Source organism: Phormidesmis sp. 146-12, assembly GCF_052939495.1.
Map to the genome: position 1 here is coordinate 1 of NZ_JBJPHS010000033.1, position 18,479 is coordinate 18,479.

At 50.1% G+C, this 18,479-nt stretch carries 15 protein-coding genes; 7 read left to right on the plus strand and 8 right to left on the minus strand.

The window, feature by feature from the left end:
- Positions 1-374 precede the first annotated feature (374 nt).
- The 3 genes from ACKFKF_RS15310 to ACKFKF_RS15320 form a co-directional block, all read right to left on the minus strand.
- Positions 375-1,304, minus strand: coding sequence for a TIGR04168 family protein (locus tag ACKFKF_RS15310; protein WP_446868468.1), 930 nt, complete (start codon positions 1,302-1,304; stop codon positions 375-377).
- 142 nt (positions 1,305-1,446) lie between these two features.
- Positions 1,447-2,439: a hypothetical protein gene (locus tag ACKFKF_RS15315; protein WP_446868469.1), complete on the minus strand. Its 993-nt coding sequence runs from the start codon at positions 2,437-2,439 to the stop codon at positions 1,447-1,449.
- A gap of 452 nt (positions 2,440-2,891) precedes the next feature.
- On the minus strand, positions 2,892-4,100 hold the full coding sequence (locus ACKFKF_RS15320; protein WP_446868470.1) for a GNAT family N-acetyltransferase: 1,209 nt from the start codon (positions 4,098-4,100) through the stop codon (positions 2,892-2,894).
- 551 nt (positions 4,101-4,651) lie between these two features.
- Here ACKFKF_RS15320 and ACKFKF_RS15325 point away from each other — a divergent pair.
- Positions 4,652-6,229, plus strand: coding sequence for a PAS domain-containing sensor histidine kinase (locus ACKFKF_RS15325; RefSeq protein WP_446860593.1), 1,578 nt, complete (start codon positions 4,652-4,654; stop codon positions 6,227-6,229).
- A gap of 451 nt (positions 6,230-6,680) precedes the next feature.
- On the opposite strand, the gene acnB is transcribed toward ACKFKF_RS15325, so the two are convergent.
- Complete coding sequence (gene acnB / locus ACKFKF_RS15330) at positions 6,681-9,290, minus strand: bifunctional aconitate hydratase 2/2-methylisocitrate dehydratase (RefSeq protein ID WP_446868471.1); 2,610 nt, start codon at positions 9,288-9,290, stop codon at positions 6,681-6,683.
- Between the two features lie 164 nt (positions 9,291-9,454).
- Between acnB and ACKFKF_RS15335 the strand changes: the two genes are divergently transcribed.
- Positions 9,455-9,619 carry a type II toxin-antitoxin system HicB family antitoxin gene (locus tag ACKFKF_RS15335; protein WP_446868472.1) on the plus strand — a complete coding sequence of 55 codons (165 nt, stop codon included), beginning with the start codon at positions 9,455-9,457 and terminating at the stop codon, positions 9,617-9,619.
- 174 nt (positions 9,620-9,793) lie between these two features.
- Here ACKFKF_RS15335 and ACKFKF_RS15340 read toward each other — a convergent pair whose 3' ends face one another.
- The gene (locus tag ACKFKF_RS15340) at positions 9,794-10,036 is read right to left on the minus strand and encodes a hypothetical protein (RefSeq protein WP_446868473.1); all 243 of its coding nucleotides are present in this window, start codon (positions 10,034-10,036) and stop codon (positions 9,794-9,796) included.
- A 115-nt stretch (positions 10,037-10,151) separates the two neighbouring features.
- On the opposite strand from ACKFKF_RS15340, the gene ACKFKF_RS15345 reads away from it, so the two are divergent.
- The 5 genes from ACKFKF_RS15345 to ACKFKF_RS15365 all read left to right on the plus strand — a co-directional run bounded on the left by ACKFKF_RS15345 (position 10,152) and on the right by ACKFKF_RS15365 (position 14,812).
- On the plus strand, positions 10,152-10,523 hold the full coding sequence (locus ACKFKF_RS15345; protein WP_446868474.1) for a hypothetical protein: 372 nt from the start codon (positions 10,152-10,154) through the stop codon (positions 10,521-10,523).
- A gap of 88 nt (positions 10,524-10,611) precedes the next feature.
- The gene (gene hpsE, locus ACKFKF_RS15350; protein ID WP_446868475.1) at positions 10,612-11,577 is read left to right on the plus strand and encodes a hormogonium polysaccharide biosynthesis glycosyltransferase HpsE; all 966 of its coding nucleotides are present in this window, start codon (positions 10,612-10,614) and stop codon (positions 11,575-11,577) included.
- Between the two features lie 71 nt (positions 11,578-11,648).
- The gene (gene hpsE, locus ACKFKF_RS15355; protein ID WP_446868476.1) at positions 11,649-12,653 is read left to right on the plus strand and encodes a hormogonium polysaccharide biosynthesis glycosyltransferase HpsE; all 1,005 of its coding nucleotides are present in this window, start codon (positions 11,649-11,651) and stop codon (positions 12,651-12,653) included.
- The gene (locus ACKFKF_RS15360; RefSeq protein WP_446868477.1) at positions 12,616-13,734 is read left to right on the plus strand and encodes a glycosyltransferase family 4 protein; all 1,119 of its coding nucleotides are present in this window, start codon (positions 12,616-12,618) and stop codon (positions 13,732-13,734) included. Before hpsE (ACKFKF_RS15355) ends, ACKFKF_RS15360 begins: the two co-directional genes overlap by 38 nt.
- Positions 13,735-13,912: 178 nt before the next feature.
- Positions 13,913-14,812, plus strand: a complete 900-nt coding sequence (locus ACKFKF_RS15365) for a hypothetical protein (protein ID WP_446868478.1) — start codon at positions 13,913-13,915, stop codon at positions 14,810-14,812.
- Between the two features lie 327 nt (positions 14,813-15,139).
- Here the strand turns inward: ACKFKF_RS15365 and ACKFKF_RS15370 are convergent, their stop codons facing one another.
- The 3 genes from ACKFKF_RS15370 to ACKFKF_RS15380 all read right to left on the minus strand — a co-directional run bounded on the left by ACKFKF_RS15370 (position 15,140) and on the right by ACKFKF_RS15380 (position 18,450).
- On the minus strand, positions 15,140-15,337 hold the full coding sequence (locus ACKFKF_RS15370) for an NblA/ycf18 family protein (RefSeq protein ID WP_446860585.1): 198 nt from the start codon (positions 15,335-15,337) through the stop codon (positions 15,140-15,142).
- A gap of 416 nt (positions 15,338-15,753) precedes the next feature.
- Positions 15,754-16,500 carry a Stp1/IreP family PP2C-type Ser/Thr phosphatase gene (locus ACKFKF_RS15375; RefSeq protein WP_446860584.1) on the minus strand — a complete coding sequence of 249 codons (747 nt, stop codon included), beginning with the start codon at positions 16,498-16,500 and terminating at the stop codon, positions 15,754-15,756.
- Positions 16,501-16,530: 30 nt separating this feature from the next.
- A complete protein-coding gene (locus tag ACKFKF_RS15380) occupies positions 16,531-18,450 on the minus strand; it encodes an ABC1 kinase family protein (RefSeq protein WP_446868479.1) in 1,920 nt (639 codons plus the stop codon).
- Positions 18,451-18,479: the final 29 nt, after the last annotated feature.

The window sequence follows — 18,479 nt, forward strand, 5'->3', positions numbered from 1 at the left end:
TAACTCCGAAATTTCACCCTCACCCTAGCCCTCTCCCCAAGGAGAGGGAACCAGATTCTAGCCCCCTTCTCCCTGGCTACTGTGTACACACAAATTCTTCTCGGTTCGGCTTATCTAGGGTTCGCCCCCTAAATCCCCCATTCTGGGGGACTTTGAACGAGAAGGCTTCCTCAATTGAAAGCAATTTCCAGGTTTCAAAGTCCCCCAAATTTGGGGGATTTAGGGGGCTGAAGCCGACTGAAACGAAGCGGCGAGCGACTTGTGTGTACACGGTAGCTTCTCCCTGGGGAGAAGGGTTGGCGAGGGCTTCGCCCCACTTCGTGAGGAGGGCGATCCGAGGCTCTACAATTGTCGAAGTTATTTAATTCTCATTCCTAAGCGATCGATTCCGCCATTGTCTGCACATTCCTCTGAGCGCTGTAGAGAATCGTTTCTGAATTGACGTTGAAGTTTTGATCCATCCAAATCAGCGAAGCCTGGGAGACAACCCCCGATTCGAGCGTCACCAGAGAGAAATTCCGCAAGCGATCGCCCTGATTTTGCACAATTCTCGGCACTCTCGCTGCGTTTAGATAAACGGTTCCTTGGGGGGTCGTGTGAATCGATCGGCGCAGTTGTTGTTTTGTGTGGCGTAGCGTATGGTGCATGTGACCAAAAGCAACCAGAGGAATCGTTTTGCCAGATTGATGAACCTGAGCGATCGCCTGCTCAAAATCAGGATCGCCATGATCGCCGCCGATCGGTTGCCAGTCTTTGCCGCAGGGGTCTTCGGGCAGATTGCCTAATCCGGTTGGGCCGTTGTGACCGATAAAAATGACGGTTTCGTGATTCGTGCTATCAGCGGCCGCAGTAATGCGATCGACGGATTCCTCAAAACTATTGACTCCACAGCGATCGCGATAAAACTTGTCATTCTTCCAAGTCGAGCCACCCCAGCTAAACGGACGGCTGCCCACCACGCTCACGCCCAGTTTAGGAAAGTCAAGCTTGCCATATCCCACATGACTGTCGCCCAATAAGTCAATCTGTTGCTGAAGGCGGTCTTCTCGACGGCGATCATAAGGACACTGCTTAATTCCCCAATCAGTCGCGTTGTACCAGGCATCGTGATTGCCCAAAATTGCCGCTTTGGGAAGGCTGAGTTGAGAGATTGCCCTAACAACTTCGACAGATTCGTTGCCAAAGTCACCTACCAGCAACACTAAGTCAACGTCTAACGCTTTAAGTGCCGCTTCGTCTTCGTGATCCCAAAGGTCATGAATGTCTCCGATAACGGCAATTTTAATCCTCTGACTGGCCACCATTCTGCTTTCCTGTCGCTGTCCTCTTCCAGCATAGGCAAGATGTCTAGATTTTGGATAGTTCTTTGGGACAGAGAATTTTGGGAGGGAGGAGGGAGGAGGGAGGAGGGAGGAAATTTTTAGTTCGTAGGTTAAGACTCAAAAATTATTCGTCGTTTGACCAGGTTGAGCGCCACATGACTTGGGCTTCGGCGATCGCTCGTTCTGTTTGCTTTTTTTGATACTCTTTTGCCAACCCTTGAAGCCGCTTTTTGAGATCTCTCAATTTGTTGCGCCAGGTCATGATGGTTGGGTCGTTGAATTCAAGCTCGGTGAGACGAAGCTGAACGGCGACGACGTGAAGGATTGCACCACTGAGTTCTTTTTTCTCGTCAGAATTGGAAGACTTTTCGCTGGCTTCAATCAAGAGATTCAACAGATTGGGAGTGCCTGCTACGGGGTCGCCTTCTGCCTGGGCTGCCGCTTCCAGGACGGGTTCGGGAAGGTGTTTGGGTAAGATGTCGGACTGTTGTAGCAGACGATTGGTGTCACGCGAGAGGGTTTGTAGCTGTTGAGCGATCGCGCGCTCTAGATTTTCTTGCCACCGTACGAGAATTTCTAGGGGCGTTGTGGGGGGCGATTTTTGAGCGTTGCGTTTGGCCCTTGCCGCATTGAGCAACAGTTCTAAAGCATTTTCTGCGTCACTAGGAAGGTTCATCACTTCCTGAGAAAACTCTGACGTGTCTACGGGAGGCATATCTGCTGGAGGCTCGGAATTGACTTCACGGGCGATCGGTCTTAAGCAGGCAATCAATCCGGTCTGACCTCGTTTGGCTAGAGCTTTTAAGGCTTGCTGAAGCTGTTGGCGTTGACTAAGCGACAGTTTGAGAAACGCTTCTGGGTAGCCTTCGGTGCAAACGTGGTAGCCCGACAAAATTAACTGCTGCTGTACGACTTGTCCCAGGGCTGTCAAATAGCCAGAGTAAGTGCTGTAAAACTCGTCCCCGATCGCTTCAATTTTTTTGTCTAAAGTCGCAAGGGTTTGTCTAATTTGCTCGATCGATCCAACCATACTGATATCAGCTTTGACAATTTGCCTACATTCAGGATAGCGGCTGAGAAGCGATCGGGATAAATGATTGGTTTCTAGAGTACTCATGATGTAAAGGCTGTTGAAGTGCTGTCTATCAGATCAGTGCTAGTTTGTAGTCGAAGTGAGAAAGCCCTAAAGACTTTCGGAATCATTCAGTGTGGCGTGAGTTTACGGTCTCAGGGTTACGTCGGCTACGTCGGCGGGGTGATGGAGTCAACTCTTGCGCCGCTTGGCATCGCTGTCAGATGAGAGGTTTTCGACTCATCTCCACACAGAGGGTAAAACAATTGAGACTGTTGCGGAGGAAGTTGCTCATCATGCAGGTTTTGATCTTCAGCCCCCAACTTAGGATCGCGAATTAAATAGGATCGTTTATTGCCAAGTGACTTCGCCCCCTAGATCCCCCACGAGTGAGGGACTTTGAACCGGAGTCTTATCTAAAAGTCCCCAAATTGGCAGCTTGGGGGGCAGAAGACGCGATCAACGAAGCGAAAACCTCCCATCGAATTCACATCAGTTTAGAAAGCATCAGGCATCCAGGGAGGCGACCCCGCAAAAAGTTGAGTGGCGATCGCCAGCGCAGCATCCGAACCCGTCAAACGATCGCACCACTGCAATTGAGCGGGCGAAAACAATCCCGTGTAGAGCGGTGACAGGCTGCTGACATCCAGTTGTAGGTCGCCTCGCCCTCCCTTTGTGACGGTTGCTTGCTCCTTCTCTACTGTAAGAATAAATTTGCCCGCATTTGCTGGAAACAGACCGTCTCGAATCTCAAGGTGTAACTCTGCCGAAACGTCTGGGGAATAGCCGCGTTGTTCTAGCGCTTTTTGCACATGGACAATTCGCAACATCCAGCGACTGTGGGTTTTGATCTCGACATTTTTTTGCTCTGGCAACACGAGAGACAACGCTTCGATCGCAGAACTGCGCCATTGAATGCGATCGACCTGCGATCGATGAACCGCCCAAAACGCCCAAAACTTTCTCACTGCCGCCGGAGTCAACAACACCCAATCTCGAATCACAATCTGGCTATAGTCGCCCTCGTTCTGATGCTCAAAAATCACATACCCTTCTGGCTGGGTGGCAGTGCCGATCCGATAAGCATGGAGTGGCATTCCTTTGTCAGCGTTTAGGAGTCCCTGCCAGATAAACGGATTGCGATCGAGGAACCCATTTGTTTGCGAGGCTTGCTGTTGATAAAGTGGGGCAAACTCCTCGACATTGAGCGAAACCCGTTCGATCGGCAAACGATCCGCTCTCATCTCAAGTTCGCTCGTCAAAACGCTCCAAATGCAGAGAGTGCCTGCTTGTTCGTAGCCTGCTTTGCGATAGAGCGGTTGGGCCGCAGAATACAGGACTGAAAGTGGGATTTCTCTAGTGTGAAGTTCTTGCAAGACGGTTTGCATTAGAGCGATCGCGCCGCCTTGACCCCGATATTCTGGCAAAATTCCCACGCCGCCGATCCCCACCATTGGCACCCGTGATCCATACCATTGGCCCATTTCTAGCAGTCCCAAACCACCGATCACCCGATCCTGATCGCACAACACCCGAATATTCTGGATGCCCACTCGACTCATGTAGACCGATTCATCAGCAGGGGGCGCGTTAAAGCACTGAGCCAGAATTTGTCCAAGCTGATTGACTTCGGTCTGGCTGGCTGGAATGCGACACTCAAATCGACCTACTGACATCGATCGTTCTCCCAAATGAGCTAAAGGCATTATCCTACGCGATCGCCTCCGGGGAAGCGCGATCGTCTTTGCCCAACCAACAATTCTTCATCTCAGCATCCGCAATCTTGGCAACTCCCGAATTTATACTTATCGCGTGTACACAGAATAATCTTTTGATTTACTTATAAAGTATTCATAGACGCAAGATTCTCAGCCATTTCACCAGTACACCTTGTAGAAATACGGAATCCTCTTTGCTAAATTTATTAAATCCACAAGGGGATGATCCGTATAAACCCTGTTAGCCTAAGTGGAAACCTGATAGACACTGTTAACTAACTGCATCTAACTAATTGCATCTAACTACCTGCATCTAAGCATAATGGGTAGATTTGACTGGTGAGATTAAGGGACTTGAAGCCATTCTTCTACCAAATCTCTTCTTCTACCAAATTTCTAAGTTCTACCAAATCTCTAAGCTGACCCGCGACCCCTGAAAGTTTGAATCCCTCACTTGCCCTCCGTCGTGTTTCTGCTGTCCACGTAAGGTAAATTTCGCGCCAGCGCTGCCGAACTCAGAACCTGGTTACCCTTATAAAATGTTGAACTCCAATTCCGACGATCCCTTTCTGCGGATGGGTGCGATCGAACTCAGTCTCGGACAATCAGAAGAACTGTTTCGAGCCTATGTAGAAGCCGCAAATGACATGGTGTATACCGTGGATCTGTTGGGTAGGCTCACTTACATGAATTCCTATGGGAAAAAACTATTAGGCTGTGAAGACCGAGACGTTGTAGGCTGCCCTTACTTAGAGTTTGTTTCACCTCCGTTTCGCGAAAAAACTGCCAAAGCTTTCGGCAACCTGATGACCACAGGCGAACTCAGAGACTTTGAGTTTGTCCTTCAGCCGCGAGTCGGGGCCGAAATTTATCTAGAAGTGAATGGGCGACTGTTGCACCGCACTGGGGAACTGATTGGCGGCATTGGCATTGGGCGAGATGTCACCGAGCGCAAGCGGATCGAAAAACAACTGCAAATGTTTTCTAGAGCCGTAGAATCTGCCTACGATAGCGCGGTGATCACCGATTTAGACGGTCAAGTTCTCTACGCCAACCCTGCGGCCAGTCGCATCTTTAGCTGGCAGTTAGGCGAGTTGTTGGGCAAAAATTCGGGCGTGTTTTATCCAGAGCGGCGGCAAACTCAGTGGTTGATTCAGCAGGCGATCGCAGGCGGATGGAGCGGTGAAGTGTTGTGCAGTCGTCGTAATGGAGAACGCTTTTCGGCGCTGGTGTCGGTTGGCCCCATCTGTGATGAGCGAGACAACACGACAGCCGTTTCCTTTATCACACGAGACATCACTCAGCAAAAACAAATCGAAGCCGAACTCGCCGCCAAAAACCTGGAGCTAGAGCGAGCCAGCCGCCTCAAGTCTGAATTTTTGGCCAACATGTCTCATGAGTTGCGAACGCCACTGACGGCAATTTTGGGCTTTTCGTCGATTTTGCGGCAACAGATTTTTGGCTCTCTCAATCCCAAACAAGAAATTTACATTCAGCAAATCAATCAGAGCGGTCAACACCTCCTCGGATTGATCAACGATGTGCTGGATCTCTCCAAGGTCGAAGCGGGTCAGATGCGGCTAGAAATTGTGCCGATCGCCCTCAACGAACTCTGTGAAGACACGCTAGGACTGGTCAGCGAACAGGCCCGCAGCCGCAAACTAGAAGTGCATCACTCGATCCAATTAAATTTGCCGCCTTTGATGGCCGATGAGTTGAGAGTGCGTCAGATGTTGCTCAACTTGTTGTCTAATGCGATCAAGTTTTCTGAAGAAGGCGGGCAGATCGGGCTGGATGTCGAAGTGCAGGCGGGTGATATGCAGATCGTCGTCTGGGACAAGGGGATCGGCATTCCTCAAGACAAGCAGCATTTGTTGTTTCAGCCTTTTCAGCAGGTAGATGGCTCTGTTTCGCGCAGACACGAAGGCACGGGGTTGGGGTTGGCCCTCACTCGCAGACTGGCAGAACTGCACTTTGGCACGATCGAGGTTGAGTCTCAAGAGGGTCAGGGCAGCCGATTTACGATCCGATTGCCGCTGAGTCATGGGGCAGTCGATTCGAGGTCAGATTATGGAGCGGCGGATGGACAGGCGACGCAGAGGTTGGGGATTGGGTGAGGGAAGGGATGAGGGAGAACTTCAATGATCTGTTCCCCTTTTTGGATAATCCGCTTCGCGATGGGGGATGAGGGGTTGCTGCTGGCGGCACGCTCCGCGAGAGGGATGATTTGAGAACTGGCCGCCCATCCACTCGTCTAGGTGCGTTTAATTTGTCTTCACGGCAGCTATTCCCTGCTTAACTAATGCTGCCGTGTACACACACGTCGATCGATCTGTCATTGCTGAGATCCTTCGCCCCCTAAATCCCCCAAAAATGGGGGACTTTGAGCCGTCGTCCTGGCTTTGAACTTTGGAAATCTTTCCTTGGTCAAAGTCCCCCAGACTGGGGGATTTAGGGGGCTGAAGCCGCCTGAAACGAAGCGATAACGACTTGTGTGTACACGGTAGCCTAACTAATGAGGGGTTGGGGGAGGTTGAAGATTTGTCGCATCTACAAATTAAATCGACACTATCTCCCGGCGGCGATCGGCAGTCCCAAAATGTCCTCAATGCGGGGCATCTCTTCTAGCGGAATCACGCGGCCTTCGTCGTCAAATCCGGCGATCTGATCGAAATTGAGGTAGCGATACAAATCATCGGCAAAGGGATTGATCTTCTTCGACACGACTTCCAGATATTCCTCAATGGTGGGAATGTGACCCAACAACGCGCAGGCGGCGGCCAGTTCGGCAGAGCCGAGGTAGACTTGTGCGCCTTTGCCCATGCGGTTATTGAAGTTGCGCGTCGAGGTTGAGAAAACGGTTGTGTTGTCGGCGACTCGTGCTTGATTGCCCATACACAGTGAACATCCGGGCATCTCGGTTCTGGCTCCCGCCGCTCCAAAAATGCCGTAAATGCCTTCTTCTTTAAGCTGCTTTTCGTCCATGCGAGTGGGGGGACAAATCCACAGACGACCCATCACCGGGGGCGCACCTTCTAGCACTTTGGCGGTGGCTCGATAGTGACCAATATTCGTCATGCAGGAGCCGATGAAAATTTCGTCGATTTTGTCTCCAGCGACTTCAGATAGCAGCTTGATGTTATCGGGGTCATTGGGTGCGGCAACGATCGGTTCCTTGATCTGATTCAAATCAATCTCGATGATTTCGGTGTATTCCGCATCGGGGTCGGCTTCGAGTAAGACAGGGTTAGCCAGCCACGCTTCCATTTGGGCGACGCGGCGCATAATCGTTCTGGCATCTTGATAGCCACGGGCGACCATGTTGGTTAAGAGGGCAACGTTCGATCGCAGATATTCTGAAACCGTTTCGATGCTGAGTTTGATCGTGCAGCCCGCACAAGAACGCTCGGCAGTGGCATCGGTGAGTTCAAATGCTTGCTCGACTTTGAGATCAGGGAGTCCTTCGATCTCCATAATTTTGCCAGCAAAGATGTTTTGCTTATTTTCTTTGCCCACCGTCAGCAAACCCTTCTGAATCGCCACATAGGGAATCGCATTCACCAAATCTCGCAGCGTGATCCCTGGCTGCATTTCACCTTTGAAGCGAACCAAAACCGATTCGGGCATGTCGAGAGGCATCACGCCGATCGCCGCCGCAAATGCCACCAGTCCCGATCCTGCCGGAAAGGAAATCCCCAACGGAAACCGCGTATGAGAATCGCCGCCCGTCCCCACTGTGTCAGGCATCAGCATCCGATTGAGCCAGGAATGTATGATGCCGTCTCCGGGACGCAACGCCACACCGCCTCTGGATGAGATGAAATCAGGCAGTTCGTGATGAGTGGTGATATCGACGGGTTTTGGGTAAGCGGCCGTGTGACAGAAGCTTTGCATGACGAGATCAGCACTGAATCCCAGACAGGCCAATTCTTTTAATTCATCGCGGGTCATGGGGCCAGTCGTATCTTGAGATCCCACTGTTGTCATTGCAGGTTCGCACGACGCTCCGGGACGCACGCCTGGTAAACCACACGCTTTGCCGACCATTTTTTGAGCCAGCGTGAAGCCTTTCCCGGTATCAACAGGCAGTTGGGGACGCACAAACAAATCGCTGGGAGACAGCCCCATTGCCAGCCGAGTTTTGTCAGTGAGTGCACGTCCAATGATTAGAGGAATTCGCCCACCTGCTCGAACTTCATCGGCGATCGCATCCGGCTGCAAACCAAACGTCGCCAACACCGTTCCCGATTCATCAGTCACCTGACCTTTGTAGGGGTGGATCGTGATCACCATACCCGTTTCCATCTGAGTCACGTCACATTGAATCGGCAAGGCTCCCGAATCTTCTGCTGTATTGAAAAAGATAGGAGCGATCGTCCCGCCCAAAATATATCCACCCGTCCGCTTGTTGGGCACGAAGGGAATATCCTGTCCGATGTGCCACAGCACCGAGTTGATCGCCGACTTGCGCGAAGAACCCGTTCCCACAACATCGCCCACGTAAGCGATCGGGTAGCCCGTTTTCTTTAATTCGACCAGCGTTTGCAGACTGCCAGGTAGCCGCGTTTCGAGCATGGCCAGCGCGTGAAGCGGAATGTCGGGGCGAGTGGTGGCATGAGTCGCGGGAGACAAATCGTCGGTGTTGGTTTCTCCGGGCACTTTGAAGACGACGACTTTGATTTCATCTGCGAGCGCGGGACGGTGGGTAAACCAGTCGGCATCTGCCCAGGCTTGCATGACTCGTTTGGCAAACGCATTCGTCTCAGCCAACGTCTGAACATCGTGAAACGCATCAAAAATCAAGAGCGTCTTACTCAAAGCGGCAACGGCTTCATTAGCCAGATCTGCGTCGTCTGAGGACAACAGTTCGATCAGCGAGTGAACGTTATAGCCGCCCATCATCGTGCCCAACAAAAACACGGCCTCTTTGGGAGAAATCAAAGGACTGGCGATCGCCCCTTTTGCAATCCCCGTGAGAAATCCCGCTTTGACATAAGCAGCCTGATCCACGCCCGGAGGAACGCGATCGCGCAGCATGGACAACAGCGCTTCTTCTTCGCCCGTCGGAGGATTTTTTAACAGGTCACACAGTTCAGAGGTTTGTTGAGCGGTCAACGGCAGCGGAGGAATGCCCAAAGCAGCGCGTTCGGCTACGTGGTGGCGGTAGGATTCAAGCATGTGAAGTTTCTCTTAACGATCGGCATTCAACGATTTTGCGGCGTTCGGTCGATTAGTTCAACTTTATCGAGGAATTTTGCCAGGTTTCGTCTCTTATTTCAGTATGAAGAGTTTCTTTCTGAGTTGACAGGCGTGCCATCGACTCCTAACATCGGGTCTTTGTCATGAACTATCCGATCGTGATTTATCCCAGTGGTGAGGGTGGCTATGTAGCTGAAATTCCAGCGCTGAAAGGATGTTTGGCTCAAGGCGAAACTTTGCCCGAAACTTTGGCAGAACTAGAGATTGCCGCAAAACTTTGGATTGAAACCGCAGAACAATGTGGATAACCCTTGCCAAATGTTGAGGGTGCCATTGAAAAGGTGAAAGCGTTGAGCTGCACGTAGCATTTACAGAACCTTTTCAATAAGTCTTGCCATTGGGGAAGTTGTTTGGCTTTGATTTCTGTAAATTCTGCATCAATGATGTGGCGGGCTTGTTGTTTGTCTTGTACGAAGGATCTTTCAAATCGAATGCCCGATCGCAGGTTCTGTCGTAACGATCGTAAGTTCTGTCGTAACAATCGCAGGTTTTGTTCTAACGATCGCAGGTTCTGTCGTAACGAATGCGGTTTCTTTGCAGAGCGCCCAACTTTGTCTGCGAGAAAACCAAGAGAGCTTGGAAGCACGATCGCTCAAGAAGTGAGTTAAGAAGACTTTAAGACGAGAACAGACGAAACCCCAGTTTTCACAAAGCTTTCGGCTCAAGAGCAACAAACTTCCTAGAAAAGTTAGTTATTTTGCAACAAGCGGAAATCTATCTCAGGGTATACTTTCTGGAATCGTAATTTTGCTAACGAAAGTCCCTTGTGAGTTAGACATCGTGCAACAAAAAATTAGCTATCTCGAACTCGAACAAGACATCAGCAGACTGACCAGCGCCTTCGCAACCCGCAACACCTGCATCGGCAAAGAAATCATCGCCAACCTGCGAAGCCACCTCACCCTTCGAGATGTCGCCGGAATCGTCCTCGTCAGCCTCGAACGCCTGATCCACACAGACCCCCTCGCCTTCTGTTGGGCGGTCGAAAACACCGTTCCGGGCTACGTGATGCGAGAAATCCGCCGTATTACCTCCATGACTCTCTACAAAAGACTAATCGACAAAGGATTAACTCCCGGAAACGACTTCAGCATGAATGAAAAAGGAGGAGTCCTACTGAACGATCGCGCCAAATTAACCCTATTCAAATAACACCCCTCCAAAGGCTGATAGAAAATCCTTAGCCTGGGCAAATTATAGGTGAGACGCGCTTGTCTTTTGTAGTCTTTACCTAAGAGCCATGCTGGATATCACTGTAGCCATCCGTGTTTACAACGGTGCTGCTCGTCTATCGCCAATGCTAGACCGACTACGATCGCAAATCCAACTCGAATCCGTCAGTTGGGAAGTTTTGATCGTAGACAACAACAGCACCGACAACACGGCGGATGTAGTTCGTGATTACCAAAGCGATTGGCTGCCCCAATGCCAACTCCGATACGTGTTTGAACCGCAACAGGGAGCAGCGATCGCCCGCCGTCGAGCTATTCACGAAGCCAACGGGCAGATCATTGCTTTTCTGGACGACGACAATCTGCCCACTCCCAATTGGGTTGCGGCCGCCCACATATTTGCTCAGACTCACCCCAACGCAGGCGCTTACGGAAGCCGCATTCTCCCAGAGTACGAAGTCGAGCCGCCGCAAAACTTTCAGCGCATCTCCCATTACCTGCCCACAATGGAGCGCAAAAAAACCTTTCGCTACGACTCCTACAAAAGAGGCTTACCCGTCGGGGCGGGGTTGGTGATTCGCAAGCAGGTCTGGCTGGATTGGGTGACAGATCAGATCGTTCAGGGCCCCGTCGGCAAAGGCTTTTCGCTCAAAGGTGAAGAGACAGAAGCGCTGTCTTATATTAAGCAGTCCTCCTGGGAAATCTGGTACAACCCGGAGATGACGATCGTTCACAAAATTCCCAGGTGGCGGCTAGAAAGAGATTATTTAGTCAACTTCTTTCGTGTCATCGGACTCAGCCAGCATCGGTTTCGCATGTTGAGATTTCAGCCCTGGCAGCGACCCTTCATGTTTCCCTTACTGCTGCTCAACGACCTTCGCAAGATTGCGCTACATTTCATTCAACATCGCCGCACCCTTAAATCCGACCTTGTTGCTACCTGTGAAATGGAGTTTTTTGTGGGCAGACTGTTCAGCCCCTTTCATATTTGGAAGAACCTCTACGAAAAGCGGAAACAAGCCCATTCAAGTTGAAGTTCCAAGTTGAAGTTCAGGGACAGGGCGCTCTACCGTTTTGCAAGTACTGACATTAAATTAGAACTCCTATGAAGTCACTCGATCTCAGTGTTGCGATTTGTACCTACAACGGTGCTGATCGATTGCCTAAAGTATTAGAACGATTGCGATCGCAAGTCAACACCGAGAATATTGCCTGGGAAATTATTATTGTCGATAACAACAGCAGCGATCGTACTTCAGAAGTCGTTAAAACTTATCAAAAAGATTGGCCTCAGCCCGGTTCTATTCACTACCTTTTTGAAGGAAAACAAGGAGCCGCTTTTGCAAGACAGACGGCGATTCAAACTGCAAATAGCTCACTCATCTGTTTGCTGGATGACGATAATCTTCCTGACGAAAATTGGATCTCTGCTGCCTACAAATTTGCTCAAGAACATCCCAAAGCGGGAGCTTTCAACGGTCAAATTCATGGAGAGTTTGAAGTTGAGCCGCCCGAAGAATTCAAACGACTGTCTACCTATTTAGCGATTATCGAACGTGGTTCAAAACCCCACATATACACACCCAAGCGGCGAGTCCTTCCTCCGACCGCAGGTTTAGTGATTCGTCGAGAAGCCTGGTTAAATGCCGTCCCTCAGCAGCAATTTCTGGTTGGTAGAACGGCTGACTCGATGTTAGCCAGTGAGGATATCGAAGCGGTTGCCCATGTTCAGATGCAAGGTTGGGAGATCTGGTATAACCCCGAAATGCACCTTTATCACCAGATTCCAGAATGGCGCTTGGAGCGAGACTATTTGATCAAGCTAGTGCGCGGGGTAGGATTGGCAAAACATCACATTCGGATGATTCGGCTTAAAGATTGGCAGCGCCTGATCGCTTTCCCGTTGTTTTTAGTCAATGACTTGATCAAACTTACAAGGCACTCCATTCAATATAGAAAAGTAATTAAAACCGACCTATTTGCCGCTTGCGAATTGGAATTACTTAAAAGCAGCGTAGCCAGCCCCTTCTATTTATGGAACCATCGCTTAAATCTTAAAAGAAATGTAAGGTATGAAACTACTGATTCAACACAATCACGTCCAGGATGAAATTGCTGGCGTTCTCACCTACATCAACTCCATCGCTCCAGAATTTCACAAAAGAGGAATCGAGACACAGGTTATCTCAACCAAAGAGACTTCTGTTCGAGATTGGCTAACTGCGATCGCTCAAGCTGATGTCGTTCATATGAATTCTAATCATTTAGCTTTTGCAATCCTATGTAAACTCTTGGGCAAGAAGATTATCCTCAAATATCACTATCTTTTTTATCTATCAATTCATGATCACTATGAGCCAATGTCTTTATTACAACGGCTCAAAACAGAATTCATTTACTCATTGCCCAAACGCAACTATCCCCTCAAGTGGAAGCTCCACACCTTTATAAAATTAGCCAGACTTATAACTCGATTTTCTACAACCCTGGTCAGCGATCGTCAGGCAGCCTGTAGTCAGTTTCTCGCCGAGTCTCACAGCTTTCCCTGGAAAGTTCACACTTTATATAATCCGATTAATATTCCTAGAAACCAGCCTGAAAAGACGATCGATACTTTCTCTAAACCTTATTCATTTGTTTATGTCGGTCGCTTGTACAACGACAAAGGCGTTGATCTTTTGCTTAAGGCCACTAAAATTCTTCGCACTCAAAATCATCCCTTTAAAGTTTTGATCATTGGTGATGGAAATCAGGCGAAAGACCTGAAAGACCTTGCTGACAAATTAGAAATTTCGGACTGCGTAAAATTTTTAGGCAACTATTCTCAACCGGACATTTTGCCCATTGTGCGATCGTCTCTGGCGCTGATTGCCCCCTCTCGCTGGCAAGAACCCGCAGGCTACGTCACTCTAGAGGCATCCAGCGTTCAGACTTGCTCGATCGTCGCCAACGTGGGCGGTCTACCCGAAATGGCAGGGACAAATAATCTGCTGTTTGAGGCAGAAAACATTCAAGAACTCGCTGCTGCGATGCAAGTATGTTTGGAGAATCCCCAGGCAGCGATCGATCGAGGCAAAAGTGCCTATCAATACGTGAGTGAACGGTTTTCTCCTGTCAGCGTCGTCGATCAATTCCTGATGATCTATCAAGAAATCGGTCAGGCTGCAATCATACAAGATTCAAAAACTTAACGATTCAAAAACTTCAAATTGGTACTCAGACAGTCAACTCACAACCCATTCTTTTCCCCTCTTTTTAAGCGGGTTAGGGAGGATCAGAAGGCGTGCAGCTTTATGAAGGATTGGTATCAGTTCAGATTGTATTAAATTCAAGAATCGCTATAATCCTCTCAGTGCTAGAGAAGAATATATGCGGCCCCTTCGGATTCTTTTACAGACGACGATTCCCACGACAGCAGACGACTGGAGCATTGCCCGATTCTCTTTGCTGCACCAGTATTTAGAATCGCTCACTGATAATGGCAATCCTCTCTGCGAAGTCGTGTCTCGCGATCGTGAATCTGATTCCCAGGGCGACGATCCCATTTTGAGTACGCTGGAGCGCTCACCCTTTGACCAACTCTGGCTCTTCGCGGTCGATGTCGGCGATGGCATTACCGAAAAAGATTGTGCTGGAATTACTGCGTTTCGGCAACGGGGCGGCGGCATTCTGGCAACGAGAGATCACATGGATTTAGGCTGCTCGATCTGCTCGCTGGCTGGCATCGGCGCAACCCACTTCTTTCACAGCAAAAATCCTGATCCGGACGCAACTCGCCATTGTATTGACGATCCTTACACCACCTATATCTCTTACCCCAACTACCACTCAGGACGCAACGGCGATTATCAGGCGATTACCCGCTTATCCCCCGTTCATGATCTCCTTCAAAATCCCCAATCTCCCTCTGGATACATTGATTTCTTTCCGGCCCACCCCCACGAAGGAGCCGTTGGTGTAACCGCCCAAACTCCCAACGCACAGGTGATCGCTACTGGGAAAAGCTTGGTGACCGGGCGCGAGTTTAATCTAGCAGTTGCCTTAGAGCGTGAGATAGATGAACTGGGCAATCATTTGGGACGAGCGATCGCTCAATCCACCTTTCATCACTTCTGCGACTACAACTGGGATACTCAAATGGGCTGTCCTAGCTTTGTCGATGAGCCACCCGGCAATACGATGAGCGAACCGAGAGCGATCGCCGACATTCATGCCTACGTGCGAAATCTGGTACTCTGGCTGGCACCGGATAGCAGTCTGTCTAGCTAGTTAAAGATTCTAAACGCAGAAACCAGAAGGTCTACCCGCTTCTAATTCATCAATGCGCTTTATTTAGAGCAGGCAGTCACGGTACTTAAAGCGTGTGACTGTAAAACTATGGAGAAAAGTTTGGTATCAGATCAAAGCTTTGCAAATCTGTCTCTTGAGAGCGCCCTCAGACAAGGCGGCTCACAGCAGGCATCATTTAAGTTTAGATACTCGTTTAGATTCAAGTACTGAGTCAGTTGGTTCTCGGATGAACGCCCCACACACCAGCTTCTTTCCACATCAGAACAAAGCAAGAGATCGAGGTCGCCCATACAGCGAGAAGTGAAGCTACGGCATCTGTGGGCCAGGCTCTAGACCCCATTGATGCTTGAGGAAGTGACGATACATGGTTTCGCGCATCAACATTTGCTCATACAGCTTGACGAGGAAGTCTTGGGCTTGTTCGCGGCTCATCTTCTCGACTTGCGTTTCAAACGATCGAATGTTGAATCTTTGCTCCAGCGACAGTTCTACGGGTTGGTTCATGACAGGCTCCAATGTAAGAGAGTAGGTTGATCAGAGAATCTTTGACTTGGGATTGTCAAGGGTAGATTCTCGACGAACTCAGTTGATTCCTCAAAGATACCCAAATCAGAAAGCGAATCACTAATCCGTTATTACAAAAGATAACAAGTGTTTGACAAAGTGACCATACTCCACTTGGCTGAGTTTTGGGAGGATAACCGTACACCTTGAGTCAGGTAAGCAAGCAAAAGGCAGTCTTAGCTCCCTTCGATGTGGCAAAACATGAATAGGAAAAGTGGACGCACGCATTGCTGAAAAGCTTACTCCACAAAGGCTTTGTCAAATTGAATTCACGAAAGTCAATCGTCAATTGCCCACAAAATCAAGCAACAACAAGAACTTACCTTGCCTGTTGCTCTGCGTCTGTGTTGATTGAGTCATTCTTTGTCGCTACGGCTCAGACCATCGATCGTCACGATCACCACGGTAATATTGTCTCGTCCACCGTGATCTTTGGCCGCATTGATCAGAGCCGCCGCCGCCTTCTCACAAGCCCGAATCGATTTAAGCTGATTGGCAATCAACTGGTCAGAAAGCTCCTCGGTCAGTCCATCACTACAGAGTAGGAGACGATCGCCCGGCTGCACCGCTAAAGATCCGATCTCAATCTGGCGCAAATCTTCTCGACCCAGACATTGGGCTAAGACGTGTCTCAACGGATGGCTTCTCGCTTGATCCGGCGTAATCTCACCCAGACGCATCGCCCGTGCCACCCAGGTGTGATCTTCTGTGATTTGTTCTAGCTTTGCGCCCCGCAGACGATATAGCCGCGAATCTCCAATATGGGCGCATATCGGCTGGTCATCTCGAAAAATAACGACCACCGCCGTCGTCCCCATGTCTGATCGCTCTGGGTTTTGCCGCTGGTCTTCAAGAATGGCGTAGTTGGCCTCCAGCAGGGCTTTTTCTAGAAGATCTTGAGAGGAGGTTGTCGAAGTCCAGTGAGTGTCTAGATAAGCTCGAATCGCTTCAGTAGCTAGACGGCTCGCTTCTTGCCCACCTGCATGACCCCCCATCCCATCTGCCACCACAAAAAAGTGCCCCGCTGGGTCAATGTAGTAAGCATCTTGGTTAACAGACCGAACGAGGCCCGTATCCGTCATCCCTGTAAAAAGGAGTTTCATAGCGAGGAGAAGGGTGGAAAGACTTGGGAGCTAAGGCAGACGCTCGTAGCGATCGAGCCGGACGAGTAGCCGAATCAGAACGATCGCGCTTACAACCGCCGCCCCTGCCATCGCCGCCGCGATCCACGGGAAGTTGTTAACAAATAAAATCGTAGCCGACAATGTAAAGGCGCAGGTCAGCAGGGTGTAGTTTGTCCCCATATTAACCCCACTCATCCGCCGCAGAATGCGATCGGTCTCTGTAGAGCGAACCCGCACTCGAATATCGCCCCGCTCTAGCTTGTCGAGGGTGTCTTCGATGCGACGGGGCAGCCCAAAGGCAGTGTTGCCCACCTGTACCGCTTGCCGACTTAATTCATTAAGCAAACTTCCCGCTTCGGATGAAGAGTTTCCATTCGTCATAAGCTGCATTGCAAACGGTTTTGCAACCTCCATAAAGTTAAAGTCTGGGTCGAGACCTTTGCCAACCCCTTCTAGAGTCGAGAAAGCTCGCATCACAAAGGTAAAGGTAGCCGGAAATCGAAAGGGTTGACCGTAGGCGATCTCATACAAATCGTCGCTAATGGCGCTAACGGACTGATCCTCAAAGGGCTTGTCCATGAAGTTGTCTAACATGAACTGCACCGATCGCCGCACCGGCCCCATATCATCGGTTGGAGCCAAAGCACCCAAGGCAATTAAGGATTCAACGACTCGATCGGCATCCTTCTGAGCAATGCCAAAAAAGGTGTCAAGCAGTTTCTCACGAGTAATGGCTTTGACCTGCCCCATCATGCCAAAATCGTAGAAAATTAGCTCTCCTTCGGCGCTGACTGCGATATTGCCAGGGTGCGGGTCGGCGTGAAAGAACCCATTGTCAAGAAGTTGATGCAGGTAGGCTTCTGCGCCCAGATTGGCCAAACGCTTGCGATCGAGTCCTGCCGCTTCTAGCGCCTCATAGTGACTGATCTTGATCCCCGGCAGATATTCCAGGGTCAGCACTCGTGGAGAAGCGTAGCGCCAGTAGACTCTGGGCACCTTGACCCAATCCAGTCCTCTAAAGTTGCGGCGGAAGGTATCGGCGTTGCGGCCTTCGTTGAGGTAGTCAATTTCTTCCCAGAGAATCCGGCAGCATTCTTCATAAATGCCAATCCAGTCGCGTCCACGTCCCCATTCGGGATGGCTTTGAAAATAGCGCGTGATCCCCTTGAGAATGGCCAGGTCGATCTCAAACAGTCGTCTCAAACCGGGACGCTGAATTTTGACAACAACTTCTTCACCCGAATAGAGTTGAGCGCGATGAACCTGCCCTAAACTGGCGGCAGCAAGGGGAATCGGATCAAAACTGCGGTAGAGTTCGGCGATCGACTTGCCCAAATCCTGCTCAACGATTGTCTCGACCTGTTCGTAGCTAAAAGCAGGAACGCGATCTTGAAGTTTCGACAATTCTTCGACAAACTCTACGGCAAAAAGGTCGGCCCGAGTCGAAAAAAGTTGACCAATTTTGATAAAAGTCGGCCCCAGATCAAGCAGCGTTTCGCGAATCCAAGCGGCCAGCGATCGCCGCCTTGCTGCTTTTTTTGCATCCGAGATGCCGCCCTGGTAGCTCCAAGACTTGTTGTAAAGCCACCTTGCGCCCAACAGCTTGAGGACAAATGCCCAAATATCAATAAAGCGCCCTTGTTTTGAGTAGCGTTCTCGACTCCAGCGATAGGCTTTGGCTTTGTGAGGCTTGGCGATCGCTTTGCGAGAAGGGGTAGCAAGCAGACTTTCTGAGGGAGCGTGACCAAGGGGCAGTTCTTCTAGAGAATCGTCGCTTTCGTGGGTCATGTGAGAAGGCAGTGTTTTAGATACACCATTGCTTGCCCCACCCGGATCGAGGGACAATTTTTGCCACACTTGTGGTTCAGCACCTGTCACTGGCTCCGCGGGGTGCTGGGGCGTGCTGGAGTCATTCGGAGAAACAGACACTCGACCTTCCAACTAACTTTGGTTTAATT

What these genes read in the sequence shown, in the direction of transcription:
- ACKFKF_RS15310 (WP_446868468.1), bottom strand. Translation starts at nt 1,304, where the DNA reads ATGGTGGCCAGTCAGAGGATTAAAATTGCCGTTATCGGAGACATTCAT.
- ACKFKF_RS15315 (WP_446868469.1), bottom strand. Translation starts at nt 2,439, where the DNA reads ATGAGTACTCTAGAAACCAATCATTTATCCCGATCGCTTCTCAGCCGC.
- ACKFKF_RS15320 (WP_446868470.1), bottom strand. Translation starts at nt 4,100, where the DNA reads ATGCCTTTAGCTCATTTGGGAGAACGATCGATGTCAGTAGGTCGATTT.
- ACKFKF_RS15325 (WP_446860593.1), top strand. Translation starts at nt 4,652, where the DNA reads ATGTTGAACTCCAATTCCGACGATCCCTTTCTGCGGATGGGTGCGATC.
- acnB (WP_446868471.1), bottom strand. Translation starts at nt 9,290, where the DNA reads ATGCTTGAATCCTACCGCCACCACGTAGCCGAACGCGCTGCTTTGGGC.
- ACKFKF_RS15335 (WP_446868472.1), top strand. Translation starts at nt 9,455, where the DNA reads ATGAACTATCCGATCGTGATTTATCCCAGTGGTGAGGGTGGCTATGTA.
- hpsE (WP_446868475.1), top strand. Translation starts at nt 10,612, where the DNA reads ATGCTGGATATCACTGTAGCCATCCGTGTTTACAACGGTGCTGCTCGT.
- hpsE (WP_446868476.1), top strand. Translation starts at nt 11,649, where the DNA reads ATGAAGTCACTCGATCTCAGTGTTGCGATTTGTACCTACAACGGTGCT.
- ACKFKF_RS15360 (WP_446868477.1), top strand. Translation starts at nt 12,616, where the DNA reads ATGAAACTACTGATTCAACACAATCACGTCCAGGATGAAATTGCTGGC.
- ACKFKF_RS15365 (WP_446868478.1), top strand. Translation starts at nt 13,913, where the DNA reads ATGCGGCCCCTTCGGATTCTTTTACAGACGACGATTCCCACGACAGCA.
- ACKFKF_RS15370 (WP_446860585.1), bottom strand. Translation starts at nt 15,337, where the DNA reads ATGAACCAACCCGTAGAACTGTCGCTGGAGCAAAGATTCAACATTCGA.
- ACKFKF_RS15375 (WP_446860584.1), bottom strand. Translation starts at nt 16,500, where the DNA reads ATGAAACTCCTTTTTACAGGGATGACGGATACGGGCCTCGTTCGGTCT.